Raw genomic sequence first — 15,740 nt, 5'->3', positions numbered from 1 at the left:
AGCGGGGAGCGGGGCTACCGTCGCCGTGTGCAGATCGCGTCCGCCGGCACCGTGGCGTCCATCGTGGGCCGCTCCGGCGAGCAGTCGCGGTTGCGCCGTCTCCTGGCCGACGCGAAGGAGGGGCACGGCCGGGCCCTGGTGCTGCGCGGCGAGGCCGGGATCGGCAAGACCACGCTCGTCGACCACGCGGCCGCGATGGCCGGCGGGTTCCGGGTGCTGCGCGCCGCCGGGGTGGAGTCGGAGGCGGAGATCCCGTTCGCCGGCCTGCAGGTCCTGCTGGCGCCTCTCGCCGACGGTTCGGGCGACGCGTTCGGCGGGCTGCCCGACTCCCACGCCCGGGCGCTGCGCGCGGCGTTCGGGACGGTGACCGCCCCGACGGACCCGCTCATGGCCGGCGCGGCTACGCTGATGCTGCTCTCCGAGCTGGCCGAGCGGGCGCCACTGCTGGTCCTGCTCGACGACGCACACTGGTTCGACCGCTCGTCGGCCGCGGCGCTGTTGTTCGCCGTGCGCCGGCTGAGCTCGGACCCGGTCGCCACGATCCTCACCGCACGCGACGGTGACCGCCCGTTCCCCGCCGACGGCATCGAGAGCGTCACGCTGTCCAGGCTCGACGGCGCCAGCGCGGCCCAGCTGCTGGCCGCGCGGCGCACGCTGCCGCACGACGTCGCCGCCCGGGTGCTGCGCGAGTCCGGCGGCAATCCGCTGGCGATCGTGGAGCTCGCGGTCGGGCAGCCGGCGGACGTGCCGCCCGCACCGGCCGGCGTGCTGCCCGCCCCGGTCGCGCCGCTGCCCGCCGCGGGCCGGCTCGAGGAGCACTTCCGCGGCCGGTTGCGCGCGCTGCCCGAGCCGACCCGGTGGGCGCTGCTGCTGGCCGCCGCCGACCATCGGTCCGAGCTGGCCGCGTTCACCGCCGCCGGCGGCGCGTTCGGCGTCGGGGTGGCGGACCTGGAGCCGGCCGAGGTCCGCGAGCTGGTCCGCGTCAGCTCCGGCCGCCTGGAGTTCAGGCACCCGCTGATCCGCGCCGCCGCCTACCAGGACGTTCCCATCGGGCGCCGTCTCGCCGCACACCGGGCGCTCGCCGCTGTCATCGACGACGGCGACCGGCGCGCCTGGCACCTCGCGGCGGCCGCGGCCGGAGCCGACGAGGCTGTCGCGGCGGCGTTGGACGACGCGGCCGAGCGGGCGTCGACGCGCGGCGCACCGGCCGCCGCGTCGCAGGCCCTGGAACGCGCCGCGACGCTGAGCGGCGACCGTCCCGCCCGGGCCCGCCGGCTCGTCGGAGCGGCCCGCACGGCCTACGACGCGGGCGAGCTCGACCGCGCCGAGTCGCTGGCCGCGGCGGCGGCCGCGGCCGTCGTCAGCCTGGACGAGCCGACCGGCGGCAGAGCTCGCGCCGTCGTCGCCGAGCGGGCCGGGCAGGCGGCCGAGGCCGGCTGGGTCCGGGCCCAGGTCGCCTACGAACGCGACTCGCCGACCCGTGCCGCGGAGCTGGCGATCGAGGCCGCCGCACCGATCCTCACGATCGACCCGGCCAGGGCGACGGCGGTGCTGACCGAGGCGAGCTGGTGCGCCCGCGACGCCGCCGACCCGGCGCTGCTCGCTCGCTGCGCCGTCCTGCTGGCCCGGGTGCCGCCCGGCCCGGCGGTGGAGGTGCGCGATGCGCTCGCCGCGTTCACCACCCTGCTGAGCAGCGGCTCGACCCCCACGACGGCGCGGACGATGCGAACCCTGCTGCACGCGACCCGCGACGGCCGGATCACCGGCGCCGTCGAGCGGCTGACCGGCGGCTTCGTGGGGCTGCTCGTCGGCGACGACGAGACCGCGCTGGCGACGCTCTCCGCGCTCGCCGCCGCGCTGCGCGACCAGGGCGCCATCGGCTGGCTGCCGTACGCGAACGAGCCGCTCGCCCTCGCGTACCTGGTGTCCGGGCGGTTCCGGGAGGCCGAGGTCACCGTCGCCGAAGCGACCACCCTCGCGGGCGAGCTCGGCCAGCACCTGCAGGTGACCGTGCTGCGGTCCATCGCGGCCTGGCTGGCCGCCGTCCGTGGCGACGCCGCCGGGTGCGGGCGGCTGGCCGCGCAGGTCCGCGCCGACACCCGCGGGCACCGCGTGGCCGAGGCTCTGGCCACCTGGGCACTGGCCGTCACCGACCTGGCCCGGGCCGAGCCGGCCGCCGCGCTGGACCGGCTCGAGGAGGCCGGCCGCGGACCGGTCCGTCGCGACGTATTGGTGCGCGCGCGCCCGGACCACATCGACGCCGCCGTGCGGGTGGGCGAGCGCGAGCGCGCCCGGGAGCTGCTGGCCGAGCTCGGCAGCTGGGCCGCGCGGACGGCGAGCCCCGTCGCGTCGGCCCTGGAGCTGCGCTGCGCCGCCATCCTCGACGACGGCCCGTCGGCGCGCGACCGCTTCGAGGAATCGCTGCGCCTCGACGGCTGCGGTCCGTACGACCGGGCCCGGACGCGCCTGGCCTACGGCGAGTGGCTGCGCCGGCACCGCAGCCCGACCGCCGCACGGACCCAGCTGGCCGAGGCGCTCGCGATGTTCGACCGGATCGCCGCGCACGCGTGGACGCCGCGGGCCGAGGCCGAGCTCGACGCGCTGGGCGTGCGTCCGACCGGCCAGCCGCCGCCGGAGCCGCGCCGCGCGGTCCGGCTCACCCCGCAGGAGCTGCAGGTCGTGCGGCTGGCGGCGCAGGGGCAGACGAACCGCGAGATCGCCGCGCAGCTGTTCCTCAGCCCGCGCACCGTGGGGCACCATCTGTACAAGGCGTATCCGAAGCTGGGCGTCGCCCGGCGGGCCGAGCTGGGCAGGCTCGACCTCTAGGCGCGCCCACCGGCCGGTTCACCGCCAGTCATTCGACAGATGCGGCCGGTCGCCGCCTCCTCCTACCGTCGCAGGCACATCCCGATGACGAACGGAGGCCCACGATGGGCAAGCTGATAGTCCACAACTCCATGTCGGTGAACGCCGCGTTCGAGTCGCCGAGCCCGGAGGCCTGGCTCGAGCTCGACAACGACAGCACCAACGACTCGCTGGACCAGCTCGTCCTCGCCGATGCGCTGCTGATGGGCCGGCCCGTGTACGAGGGACTGTCGGCCGTGTGGCCGCAGCTCGGCGAGGACCCCGGCATGGGCCACCTGGCCGGCCGCATCAACGCGATGCCCAAGTACGTCGCGTCGCGCACGCTCCGCGATCCGTTGGCCTGGAACGCCACCGTGATCGACGGCGAGCTCGAGGACGCGATCCCGGCCCTGAAGGGCAAGCATCGGGGCAACCTGGTCGTGACCGGCTGCGGCAGCTTCGCGCACGCGCTGACCCGGCTCGGCCTGGTGGACGAGTTCTGGTTCTGGCTGCACCCGCACATCTGGCACGAGGGCCCGCGCATCCTCGACGGCGTCGGCCCGGTGCGGCTCAACCTGGTGGCCGCGACGCCGTACCGCTCGGGTGTGGTGTGGCTGCGCTACCGGCCAGAGGCCGGCTGAGCCGGACCGGCCGAGAGGGCCGGCTGAGGGGTACACCTCTCCCTCTTCAACGTATAGCAGCACCGGGGTCTTGCGGCAAGGCCCCGGTGCTGCTGCAGAATCTGCAGCTCACACACCGTGAGTTGGGGGTTCCATGATCGACGTGATCGTCGCCGGCGGCGGCCCGACCGGCCTGATGCTGGCGGCTGAGCTGCGCCTGCAGGGGGTGCGGGTCCTGGTCCTGGAGCGGGACGCGGAGCCGTCTCCAGTGGTTCGCTCGCTCGGCCTGCACGTGCGCAGCATCGAGGTGATGGACCAGCGCGGCCTGCTGGAGCGCTTCCTCGAGCCCGGCCGGCAGTTCCGGTTCGGCGGGTACTTCGCCGGCATCGGCACGGACTGGCCCGAGGGCATGGACACCGCGCACTCGTACGTCCTCGGCCTGCCGCAGCCCGTCATCGACCGGCTGCTGGCCGAGCGGGCCGCCGAGCTCGGCGCCGGGATCCGGCGCGGTAGCGAGCTCACCGGCCTGACCCAGGACGACCACGGCGTGAACGTGGAGCTGGCCGACGGCACCCGGCTGGAGGCGCGCTTTCTCGTCGGCTGCGACGGCGGGCGCAGTACGGTCCGCAAGCTGCTCGGCGTCGGCTTCGACGGCGAGCCCGCCCGGAACGAGTGGCTGCTCGGCGAGATGGAGGTGACCACGCCGCTGCACGAGCTGGTCCCCATCATCGCCGAGATCCGCAAGACCCACCACACGTTCGGCATCGGGCCCATCGGCGACACGTTCCGCGTCATCGTGCCGGCCGCGGCGGTGGCCGAGGACCGCACCGTCCCGCCGACCCTCGACGAGGTCAAGGAGCGGCTGCGGGCCTTCGCCGGCACCGACTTCGGCGTGCACTCGCCGCGCTGGCTGTCCCGCTTCGGCGACGCCACGCGGCTGGCCGAGCGGTACCGCGTCGGGCGGGTGCTGCTGGCCGGCGACGCGGCGCACGTGCACCCGCCGCTGGGCGGACAGGGGCTCAACCTCGGCATCCAGGACGCGTTCAACCTGGGCTGGAAGCTGGCCGCCGAGCTCGCCGGCTGGGCGCCGAAGGACCTGCTCGACACCTACGAGGCCGAGCGGCGCCCGGTCGCCGACGACGTCCTGAACAACACCCACGCGCAGAGCGAGCTGCTGCGCCAGGAGCCCGGACCGCGGGCGGTGCGCCGGGTCCTCGAGGAACTGATGCAGATCGAGGGGGTGAACCGGTTCCTCATCGAGAAGGTCACCGCGGTCGGGATCCGCTACGACCTCGGCGACGAGCCCGACCCGCTCGGCCGGAGGCAGAAGGACGTCACGCTGACGCGGGGGCGTCTCTACGACAGGATGCATCAGGGCCGAGGGCTGCTGCTCGACCGCACCGGCGCGCTCTCGGCGGACGGCTGGACGGACCGCGTCGACCACCTCGCCGACCTCGGCGCCGACCTCGACGTGCCGGCCGTGCTCCTGCGGCCCGACGGCCACATCGTGTGGCTCGGTGACGACCAGGACTCCCTGGCCGGCGCGCTGACGCGCTGGTTCGGCGCCGCGGCCGCGTGACCGCCCTCAGCTGCCGAGGAGGCTGAGCTCGCCGACGGCCGTGAAGTCGCGGCCGCCGGGGTCGGAGACCTCGTCGAGGCGGACCCGGACCGTGGTCGTCTCGACGGGTGCGTCGAGGGTGAAGGTCTGCAGCTCCGGCGTCTCCTCGAGGTCGAACGAGGCCTCGGTGCCGTCGTCGAAGATCCAGGTGACGGCGAGCACCCGGCGGTTCTGGCCGTAGCGGCGGTCGCCGCTGTCGTCGTCGATCTTGGCGTAGCCGTTGACGATGCCGACCTCGGTGACGGTGCGGGCCGACGGCAGCGTGAGGACGATCTCCTCGTCGCTCGCGTCGCCCTCGACCCGCCAGGCCGTGCTCGGGTCGCCGTCGACGAGGTTGGCGGCGGCGTAGCCGACCTCGTTGCCGCTGCTGTCGACGCCGTCGGGGGCGGTGCCCGGGACCTCGAGGTCGGCCTGCGCGGCGAGCTCCGCCCGCGCCTGGCCCGACCCGGCCGGGTCGTCGTCGGCCGGGCCCTGGCCGCCGGCGGCGATCACCACGATCATGACGACGAGGATCACCGCGGCGGCCGCCACGATGGCGATCACCCCGCGCGAGACCGGCGCCCGGTCGTCGCCCTGGTCGTCGGCGTGGCCGTCAGCCTGGTCGGCGGCCGGGGGAGCGGGCGGCGACGGCGGCACGGGGGAGCGCAGCGGCAGCACCGGAGACGGCGTCATGGGCGGCGACGGCGGCGGCATCGACGACGGCGGGGGCGGCGGTGGCGGGAACGGCTCGGAGGCCGAGCTCGCCCCGGACGCGACCGGAACCGCCGGGACCGGGGCCCGGCTCGGGGTGGGGATCGGCCCCCGGCATCGGCCGCACTCGAGGGCCAGCTCGGAGACCCGGTACCCGCAGGCGCCGCAGACGGCCATCCTCTTTGTCCTCCTTTGTCACTCCGCCGGAGGCTACGCGACCGCCGTCGTCGTCGCCAGCCCGGCGGGTCGAACTCGGGCGGGTCCAGGCCGGTCGCTCCGCTGAGCGTCTGCACCCGATCGGTCAGTGAGCGGCGGTCGCGGTGGCGAGCCGCACGGCCACCGTCAGCAGGAACACGCCGGTGACCTGCTCGATGCGGGCCCGCACCCGGGGGCGGCGCAGCCACCGGCCGAGACGCTCGACGGCGGCGACGTAGAGGCCGAACCAGAGGAGGTAGAGGCCGGCGAAGATCGCCGAGAGCAACAGCGCCTCCGCCCGCGGCGAGCCGGAGCCCGTCGACAGGAACTGCGGCAGGAAGGTCACGAAGAACAGCGCCACCTTGGGGTTGAGCGCGTTCGACAGGAAGCCCTGGCGCAGGTAGGCCGAGCGGCGGGTCGAGGCCGCGGCGGCGGATGCGTTCCCGGCGTCCGCCGTCGCCGTCGGAGATGACGGCTCACGCAGCGAGCGGGCGGCCGACCGCAGCGCCTGGATCGCGAGCCAGAGCAGGTACGCCGCGCCGACGATCTTCACTGCGGTGAACGCCGTCGCCGACGTCAGCAGCAGCGCAGACAGCCCGAGCGCGGCGGCGCTCGCGTGCACGGCCAGCCCGAGGACGCCGCCCAGCATGGTGAGCAGCCCGCCGGCCGTGCCGCCGACCAGGGCGTTGCGCGTGATGAGGACCTGGTCGGGTCCGGGCATCATGATCAGCACCAGTGCCGCGATCGCGAATGTCGTCATGTGTCCCAGCCTGGCGGCGCCCGACCCATAGGTCCAATGTCAATCCGCGCGCTGACCGATAGACTCCATCGATGGTCAGCCTCGTCCAGCTCCGCGTCCTCGACGCCGTCAGCCGGCTCGGCTCCGTCACGGCCGCCGCCGAGGACCTGCACTACGCCCAGCCGTCGCTCAGCCACCACCTGGCCCGGCTCGAGTCCGAGACCGGGGCTCAGCTGCTCCAGCGGGTCGGGCGCGGCATCCGGCTCACCGAGGCCGGCCGGCTGCTGGCCGACCGTGCGGCGGAGATCATCGGGCGTGTCGACTCCGCGACGGCCGAGCTGTCGACGCTGGTCGGGCTCCAGTCCGGCCGGGTCCGGCTGGCCGGGTTCGGGTCGGTCATGAGCGCGCTGGTCCCGCGGGCCGCCGCCGTCCTCGCCGATCGCCACCCGGGGCTCGAGCTGAGCCTGACCGACGCCCATCCCGAGGACGCGCTGCAGCTGCTCCGCGCCGGCCGCATCGACCTCGCCGTCATCTTCCGCTTCGACGAGACCGCCCCCGAGCAGGACGGCGTCCGCCTCGCCCACCTGCTCGACGACCCGCTGTACCTGCTGACCCGCGGCGGCGGGCCGGCGCTGGCGGACCACCGCGACGCCGCCTGGGTCGGCGGCTGCGTCCGCTGCCGCAGCCACCTCGTCGAACTGTGCGAGGAGGCCGGCTTCTCACCCCGCCTGGCGCACGTCACCGACGACATGGTGGTCATGCAGGGCCTGGTCGCCGCCGGCCTCGGCGTCACGACGATTCCCGGCCTGGCGCTGCAGGCGCACCGTCACCCGGACATCACCGTCACCCGGCTCGCGGTCCCGCCGCGGCGCATCTACGCCGCCAGCTACGGCGAGCCGCCCGACCCGCCCGCCACGGCCGCCGTCATCGCCGCCCTCACCGAGGCCGCCGCAACGGGCGCCCCGGCGGACTGACCCGCATCGACCGTCTTCGATGCCCGGAGCTCGTCACCGAGTGAGATCCGGGGCGGGCCGAAGGGCGTCGCTTCCCCCGGACGACGTTGATCTTGGAGAAACGGGGCGATTGTGCGGCGGAATGTCCGAGAGATGGCGCACTTGCTCCAAGATCGACGTCAGTGAGAGCGGCCGGCGACGGCGGTGCGCCGGAGACCGCCCCGCGGAGCAGCAGTTCTGGGCGGCGTCGGCGAGCGGCGCCGGCGAGCAGTCGCCGACCTTCGGGCCGGCCGCCCCGGCCACACGGACACTCGGTCTCTCGCAGCCGCCGCTCGAAGGGTTCACGTCACGGTCACCGCCGTTTCCCTCCGCGGTCCCGCAGAGGTTCCCGGCAATCGCGACAATCCTGCGTTCGTCCCCCGAAGAGAGGCCTGGTCGATGACGCACCCGCCACGTCAGTCCGCCCACCGCGCACGACGCGTGAGACGCGCCGGCATCGTCGCCGCCGCGCTGGCGGCCGTGCTCGTCGGGGCCGCGTGGCCCGCGTCGTACGCGACGACGGAGGCGGCTGGGGCCGCGGAGGCCGCCGAGGCCGCGGCCGAGCGGGCCCGCCCCGCCGCCGTCACCCCGCCGTCCCTCACTCCCGCCGACGGCGCGTACCTCGAGGGCGTCGTCACCGTCGCGTCGGTCCCGGCCACCGCCGGCGACGACGTCACGAGCCTCTCCGTCGACGGCGCACCGATCGAGGACGCCACCCCGACCGTCGGCGTCTCGACGCTGAACTTCGACGTGGGCAGCAACTCGACCGAGGCGCGCTACCGCAACTACGTGCTGGTCAACGGCACGCACCGGATCGACCTCGGCGACGCTGTCAACCAGCGGGTCAGCCTCGACCTCCCGAACGAGCACCTGCGCCAGGGTGAGAACACCGTCGAGGTCTTCGCCGGCACCGTCTCGTCGAGCTGTGGCACCAACTACGACGACTTCGTGCTGTCCGACTTCACGCTCGAACTGCTCGGAGAGGTCGCCGACGGCGAGGCGAACGAGTTCAGCTACTCCTTCGGCGACGGCAGCTGCGGCTCGAACACGTCGCTGCTGCTGACCGCGGAGCTGACCTTCGACATCGCCGGCGAGCCGCAGGCCACCACCGGGCTGACCGCGCAGGTCGACACGACGACGCTGGCGAACGGCCCGCACGAGATCGTGGCCCGGACCACGTCGAACACGACCGTCACGCACACCGTCACCGTCAACAACGCCCCGACCGGCGCCCCGCACCTCGCCCCGGCCGACGGCACCCTGACGGCCGGCATCCAGCCGGTGTTCGCGTCGTTCCCGGCGGGGACGTCCGGCGGCGTGCCGGCACTCACCGTCGACGGCGCCGAGCCGGTCACCGCGCCGACCCTCGGCGGCGGCGCGGCCACGTTCAGCTTCGACGTCGGCGGCAACTCCCTCGACGTCCGCTACCACAACCACCTGCTGGTCAACGGCAAGAAGATCGACCTCGGCGGCAACTACGTGAGCCAGCGGGTCGACTTCGCCATCCCGAACCAGTACCTGCGCCCGGGCGAGAACGTCATCACCGTCGTCACCGGCGGGCGCAGCGAGTCGTGCGGCGTGAACCGCGACGACTTCACCCTCTCGAACCTGGCCCTCACGCTCACCGAGGGGACCGCGACGGGCCAGCAGATCGCGCCGTCGTACGCGATGGGCGACGGGTCGTGCGGCACCAGCACGACGGCGTTGCGCGAGGTGGAGCTGCACTACACCATCGACGCTCCGGCGACCCACGTGCGCCCGACCCTCGGCTCGGGCCTGGCCACCGTCAGCTTCGATGTCGGGACGAACTCCATCGAGGCGCGCTACCACAGCTACCTGCTGGTCAACGGCATGAGGGTCGACCTGGGCGGTGACTACGTCAGCGAGCGCGTCGACGTCACCATCCCGAACGAGTGGCTCATGCCGGGCTGGAACACCATCGACCTGGTCACCGGCACGTTCTCGACCAGCTGCGGCGACAACCGGGACGACTATGCGATCTCCGGCGTCGCCCTCACCCCGGCCGAGGGCACGGCGACCGTCCAGCGGCCGCAGGCCGGCTACGGGATGGGCGACGGCAGTTGCGGCTCGTCGGCGAACCCGCTGCGCGAGGTCGACCTCAACTTCGTCGTCGACGCGCCGTCGCGCGGCCTCAGGGCGGACCTCGACACGGCGGCCCTGCCGGACGGCTCGCACACCATCGCCGCGTCGTCGACGACGGGCGAGGTGGCAACGCGTGTGCTGGAGACGGACAACACCGCGCCGGACGTCGTGACGAGCACGCCGGCCGCGGGCTCGACGCTCACGTCGTCGGTGGTGCTGGACGTCGCGGTCGACGACGCGTCGGGTGTGCTGTCGGGTCCGGTGGTGACGCTGGACGGCGCCGAGGTCGCGCTGGGGTCGCTCGTGGGCCCGGGCCTGGCGCCGGGGGAGCACACGCTCTCGGTGACCGGCACCGACGTCTTGGGCAACACCGCCGTCCGCGAGATCGTCTTCACCAGCGCCGGCATCCCGGACGTCCCGGCCGAGCCGTCGCCGGCGCAGGGCGCGACCGACGTGGGTTCGACGGCGTCCTTGTCGGCGCGGGTGGCCACGCCGGGCGGCGGCGACGTGGAGGCGACGTTCTCGCAGGCCGAGGTGTTCACCGCCGACACCGCCTGGCAGGGCTCGACGGCGACGATGCCGACGACGCTGCGGGTGCCGGGGGAACGGCCGGTGTCGACGAGGGACCTGGCCCCGTTGGACGGGCGCACGCTGGCCGCGCCGACCAGCCGCGAGCTCACCTACCAGCGCTTCGACATCCGGGTCCGCGCGAACGTCGACACGCCCTTCCTGCGCTGGGAGGGCGTCGTCGACCCGCAGCGGCTGGCGACGCTGCACGCCTGGGACCCGTCGGCCGGCGCGTGGGAGGCCCTCGGGACCGCGCGCGGCGCCGTCGAGGGCAGCACCGTCCTGTCGGCCACCGTCGCGCGGCGGTATGTGGACCGCGGCCGGGTGCACGTGCTGGTGACGGCGCAGGACCCGTTCGCCGACGACATGGAGGCCGGCGACCCCGAGGGCTTCGCCGACCCGTCGACGTACGACTTCTCGATCGTCCACTTCACCGACACGCAGTACATCTCCGAGGGCGCCGTCGAGCAGGAGACGCCGGAGGAGCGCGCCGTCTGGGCGTCGGCCTACGAGGGGATCGTCGACTGGGTCGTCGACAACGCGGAGCTGCGGAAGATCGCCTACGCCGCGCACACCGGCGACATCATCGAGAACAACACCCGCCCGGCGTTGGACGAGCCGATGCGCCAGCAGGTCATCGGCGAGTTCGAGTTCTCGTCGCAGCAGCAGGGCGTGCTCGACGGCGCCGGCATCCCGAACGGCGTCATCGCCGGCAACCACGACAACCAGGCCGGCCGCGAGACCGGGCCGGAGGCGCTGTACAACCAGTACTACGGCCCGGACCGGTACGCCGCCGCGGACGACCAGTGGGAGCACGCGGAGTACGGCGGCCCGTGGCGCGAAGGCGACAACCAGAACCACTACGACCTGTTCTCGGCCGGCGGGCTGGACTTCGTCGTCGTCGGGCTCTCGTACGGGGTGACGAAGGAGGAGGCCGAGTGGGCCACCTCGATCTTCGAGCGGTTCCCGGACCGCAACGGCATCCTGCTCTCGCACGACTACCTCGTCCCGTCGACCAACCCGGACGGGCGCATGGCCGGTTTCTCCGCTCCGGACGGGGCGCTGCTCTACCGGCGGGTGGTCGAGCCCAACCCGAACGTGTTCCTGGTGCTGGCCGGGCACGAGCACGGGGTCGCCACCAACATCAAGCCGCAGGTCGGCGGCGAGATCGGGCGCGGCGTGGTGGAGCTGCTGGCGGACTACCAGTTCTACACGGTGTCCGCCGAGCGGCTGGGCCTCACGGACGTCGGCGGCTACGACCCGGACGACCAGCTGCGGTTCGGCGCCAGCTTCTTCCGGCTGCTGCAGTTCGACGTCGACCGTTCCGAGATGATCGTCGACACCTACTCGCCGCTGCTGGCGAACTTCGGGGCGACGGAGTTCGACACCGACGGCCGGTACGACGGCACCGAGGACGCCATGGTGCTCCCGGTCGACCTGCAGACCCGGTCGACGACGTTCCGGACCGACGCGCTGGCGCTGTACGTCCCGGTGGCCGAGGTCGGCTCGGTGACGGTGCCCTCGGGCGCGGTGGCGACGGCGGACTGGCCGGGCCTGGCGCCGTCGACGACGTACGCGTGGATCGTGACGGCGACGAGTGCCGGTGGCGGCGTGACGGCCGCCGAGCCCGCGGTGTTCACGACGGCGGCGGCCGACGGCCGGCCGGGCCGGTGGGACCGGACCTCGCCGCTGTGGCCGTACTTCTCGCCGTTCGGTGCGCCGGACGAGCCGGCGGAGACGCCGGTCGAGTAGGTCTCGCAGCACCCGGCGTGACGGGGTCGGCTCCGGATTCGCACCGCGGACCGCAGGCGGCCCCGTCGCCGTCGTTCTTCTACTGTTCGTGCTGGTAATGGCGCTGTTCATGGTAGTGTATGGATAGCTGTGATCGTTGTTTCATCGAATGTTGTGGGATGCGCCTCTGCCCGGTCGTCGGGTGTTTCGGCGTTGACGTAGATCTCCCTCACGCTTGGTCGATTTCGCGCGGGCCGTCGTCATGGCCCGACGTCGCGTCCGGGCTCGCAGCCGCGGTCATACGACCGCGCCCTGTTCGAGTCCGAATCAGCCGACCCTTGGGTGGTACACGCGTTGATCTCCTTCATCTGGTCCCCGGGCAACCCGCTTCCGGCGGGCACCGGCGGATCCGAGAACTACACCGTCGGTCAGGTCCGCGAACTGAACCGGCGCGGTGTCCCGGCGCAGGTCGTCACCGTCGGGCTGGGCACCGCCGACGGCCGCGACGAGTTCGCGGACATCCCGTTCCGGTCCCTGGCGACACTGGCCGAAGTGGGAGACCTCGACGGCACCGTCGTCTTCGTCAACGAGCCGTACATGGTGGCGACGAAGACGCCGGCGTACCTGATCCTGCACAACCCGCCGCCCATCCGGGAACACGAGTGGGCGTTCGCCGCCGACGGGACCAGGGATCGGTCGCTGATCGCCACCAGCCACTACGCGGCCGGACTGTGGTCGCGCTTCCTCGATGTCGACGTCGCCACCATCAGGGTCGTCTACCCGTTCGCCGAGCCCTGCTTCGCCACGCAGCCCCGGCCGGTCAACACCGGCGGCCGCACCAGGGTGCTGTTCGCCGGCCGACTCAGCCCGGAGAAGGGCATCTACACCCTGCTGTCGACGCTGCACATCGACGTCATCGACCAGGACCTCGACCTCGACTTCATGGCGACGACAGCCGGAGCCGACAAGCCGCAGGGCAAGGTCATCGAGCGGCTGCTCGACGCGCATCCCCGGATCTCCGTCGTCCCCACCCGCAAGACGCCGGCCGCCATGGCGGCGCTGATGGCCGAGCACGACATCGTGGTGATGCCGTCCAACAGCCAGTACTGGCACGAGACCTTCGGCATCGTCTCGATCGAGGCCCAGCACGCCGGCTGCCGGGTCATCGCCTCCGACGACGGCGGCCTGCCCGAGACCGACTGCGGGGGCGTGTCCCTGATCAAGCCGGACGACGCCGAGGCGCTCGCCTGGGGCATCCGGGCGGCCGTGGCCGCCGGGCCGCTCTCCGACGCCGCTCGCCGCGACGCCGGCGCGAGATTCACCGTCGGGCAGTCCGTCGACACGCTGCTGAGCGTCCTCGCCGAGCCGGCGCCGATCCCGCCCGCGACCATCGTCCGGCAGCTCGAGGAACTGATCGCCGCGCCGTCGGCAGAACCGCCGCGACCCAGGGCCGGGCTCGCGGACGAGCGGGATGACATCCGGCCGGCTGGGTACAGAGCATGACAGGGACGGGGGCCGGCCAGACGTTGACGGCGCAAGCCGCGCCGGCGACAGGGAGAACCACATGACCACCATTTCGCCGAGCGCCACAGCCGAATCGAACACCCGAGCCGTGCCGCGCAGAGAGCGGTTCGTGAGCACGTACACCGAGCTGGCGCAGCAGGTGCGCGCCGCCGGCCTGCTCCGGCGCCGCTACACCTACTACTGGACGATGATCGTCGCGACCGTGACGCTCTTCGCCGGCATCTGGGTCGCGTTCGCGTTCCTCGGCGACTCCTGGTTCCAGCTCCTCCTCGCCGCGGGGCTGGGGGTCGTGCTCACCCAGATCAGCTTCCTGGGGCACGACAGCGCACACCGCCAGATCTTCAAGTCCCACCGCTGGAACGACTGGATGTCCCGGGTGCTGTCGGGGCTGTTCGCAGGGCTCAGCCACGGCTGGTGGATGAGCAAGCACAGCCGCCACCACGCCAATCCGAACAAGGAAGGCGCCGACCCCGATATCGGACCCAGCGCCTTCGCGTTCACCCCCGCCATCGCGTCGGGCCGGCGCGGGCTCGCGGCCCGCCTCACGAAGTGGCAGGGATACTTCTTCCCGCTCATCATGTTCGTCGGGCTCGCCCTGCACGTCGCGAGCATCCAGCGGCTCGCGGGCCGGCAGCCGCTCAAGCATCGATGGTGGGAGGTGGCGTTCGTCACCGGGCGGCTCGGCGGCTACATCACCGTGCTGCTGCTGGTGCTGCCGCCCGGCAAGGCGGCCGCGTTCTTCGGGGTTCAGATGGCCATGTTCGGCCTGCTGCTCGGGGGCACCTTCGCGACCAACCACCTGGGCATGCCCATCGTCCCGGCCGACCAGAAGATCGACTTCCTGCGCCGTCAGGTGCTGATGTCGCGCAACATCGCCGGCGGCCGGTTCACCAGCTTCGCCATGGGCGGGCTCAACTACCAGATCGAGCACCACCTCTTCCCGAACATGCCTCGGCCGAACCTCCGGCGGGCGCGAGCCCTCGTCCGGGAACACTGCGCCAAGCACGACGTCCACTACACGGAGACGAGCTTCGTCGATGCGTACCGGGCGATCGTCCGCTACCTCAACGCCGTCGGCCGTGTCCCGGACCCGTTCCGCTGCCCGCTCGCCAGTCAGCTCCGCTGACGCGGCGTCCTCGAGCCGAGCACTGAGCCTCGACCTCGACGAGCACGGCCGCCGTCAGACACCCCCTAATGGTAGCGGGCGGCGAGTGAGGTGAGCACCGTCAGCATCGCGCTCGCCGCCGCGGGCCGGACCCCCTTCGGCCTGACGGCGGCGAGGACGCGCCGGCGGGGGAGTGCCGGCGCGGTAGGCCGCAGCGCGAGGTCCGGACGCACGGCCGAACCCGCCAGCGTCGACATGATCGTGACGCCCATGCCCGCCGCGACGAGTGCCTGTTTGCCGGTCCAGTCGTCGCAGGTGAAGCCGATGTGCGGCGGGCCGCCGAGCGCCTTCTCGAGGCCCTCCAGCGGGCCGAGGCAGTCGGGGTGGCTACCCTCGATCCAGGTCTCGCCGCGCAGCTCTCGCAAGGGGACGGTGGTCCGGCCGGCCAGGCGGTGCGTGGCGGGGAGCACGATCCAGTGCTCCTCCTCGAGCAGCGGCACCAGGCCGACACCGTCGTCGTCGATCTCGTCCCAGTCGGTCACCAGCGCGACGTCGACGCCGCCGGAGCGGATGTCGCGCCAGCCGGCGACGACCAGGCTGACCTCGACACCGGGATAGAGGTCGCTGAAGCGGCGGATCGCCTCGGGAGCGAACCCGGTGTTGGCGCTGGGGAACGCCGACACGCGGACGTGACCGGTGCGGAGCTCGGCGAACGCACCGAGCCGGGCCTCCATGCCCGCCAGTCGCCCGAGGATGGCGCGTGCCTCGTCGATGGCGATGGATCCCGCCGCGGTGGGGGCGACGCCGCGCGGGACACGGCGGAACAGCGCCACCCCGACCTTGTGCTCCAGCGAGGCGATCTGGCGAGAGACGGCGGGCTGGGTCATGGTCAGCGCCTCGGCGGCGGCGGAGAACGAACCGCGCTCGGCCACCTCGACCAGCACGCGGAGCGACCAGGTCTCGAGCATGTTCTGAGCGTATACCTGCTCTGCTCAACCCGCAGTTGTGGTTA

Annotated in this window: 10 protein-coding genes; 7 read left to right on the top strand and 3 right to left on the bottom strand. The window is 73.3% G+C overall.

The genetic code is table 11. From position 1 onward, the window contains the following. Positions 1-27 precede the first annotated feature (27 nt). The 3 genes from E1212_RS07365 to rox all read left to right on the top strand — a co-directional run bounded on the left by E1212_RS07365 (position 28) and on the right by rox (position 5,043). Positions 28-2,826, top strand: coding sequence for a helix-turn-helix transcriptional regulator (locus tag E1212_RS07365; RefSeq protein WP_162605368.1), 2,799 nt, complete (start codon positions 28-30; stop codon positions 2,824-2,826). Between the two features lie 104 nt (positions 2,827-2,930). Further along, entirely contained in the window at positions 2,931-3,485 is a 555-nt protein-coding gene (locus E1212_RS07360) for a dihydrofolate reductase family protein (protein WP_131980857.1), read from the top strand. A 133-nt stretch (positions 3,486-3,618) separates the two neighbouring features. Beyond that, complete coding sequence (gene rox / locus E1212_RS07355; RefSeq protein WP_131980855.1) at positions 3,619-5,043, top strand: rifampin monooxygenase; 1,425 nt, start codon at positions 3,619-3,621, stop codon at positions 5,041-5,043. A 6-nt stretch (positions 5,044-5,049) separates the two neighbouring features. Here the strand turns inward: rox and E1212_RS29315 are convergent, their stop codons facing one another. Both E1212_RS29315 and E1212_RS07345 read right to left on the bottom strand, forming a co-directional pair. Next, entirely contained in the window at positions 5,050-5,949 is a 900-nt protein-coding gene (locus E1212_RS29315; RefSeq protein ID WP_162605367.1) for a discoidin domain-containing protein, read from the bottom strand. Positions 5,950-6,073: 124 nt separating this feature from the next. Continuing rightward, entirely contained in the window at positions 6,074-6,727 is a 654-nt protein-coding gene (locus E1212_RS07345; protein ID WP_131980853.1) for a LysE family translocator, read from the bottom strand. Positions 6,728-6,798: 71 nt separating this feature from the next. On the opposite strand from E1212_RS07345, the gene E1212_RS07340 reads away from it, so the two are divergent. From E1212_RS07340 to E1212_RS07325, 4 genes are all read left to right on the top strand, one after another. Continuing rightward, positions 6,799-7,680, top strand: coding sequence for a LysR family transcriptional regulator (locus E1212_RS07340; RefSeq protein ID WP_131980851.1), 882 nt, complete (start codon positions 6,799-6,801; stop codon positions 7,678-7,680). Between the two features lie 459 nt (positions 7,681-8,139). Further along, positions 8,140-12,120 carry a metallophosphoesterase family protein gene (locus E1212_RS07335; RefSeq protein ID WP_131980849.1) on the top strand — a complete coding sequence of 1,327 codons (3,981 nt, stop codon included), beginning with the start codon at positions 8,140-8,142 and terminating at the stop codon, positions 12,118-12,120. Between the two features lie 333 nt (positions 12,121-12,453). Further along, entirely contained in the window at positions 12,454-13,602 is a 1,149-nt protein-coding gene (locus tag E1212_RS07330; RefSeq protein WP_131980847.1) for a glycosyltransferase family 4 protein, read from the top strand. 61 nt (positions 13,603-13,663) lie between these two features. Beyond that, positions 13,664-14,749: a fatty acid desaturase family protein gene (locus tag E1212_RS07325; protein ID WP_131980845.1), complete on the top strand. Its 1,086-nt coding sequence runs from the start codon at positions 13,664-13,666 to the stop codon at positions 14,747-14,749. A 65-nt stretch (positions 14,750-14,814) separates the two neighbouring features. Here E1212_RS07325 and E1212_RS07320 read toward each other — a convergent pair whose 3' ends face one another. Continuing rightward, positions 14,815-15,696: a LysR family transcriptional regulator gene (locus E1212_RS07320; RefSeq protein WP_131980843.1), complete on the bottom strand. Its 882-nt coding sequence runs from the start codon at positions 15,694-15,696 to the stop codon at positions 14,815-14,817. Positions 15,697-15,740 lie beyond the last annotated feature (44 nt).

It is taken from the genome of Jiangella ureilytica (assembly GCF_004348545.1).
GTDB lineage: Bacteria > Actinomycetota > Actinomycetes > Jiangellales > Jiangellaceae > Jiangella > Jiangella ureilytica.
This window is presented reverse-complemented; position numbering and strand designations above follow the sequence as displayed.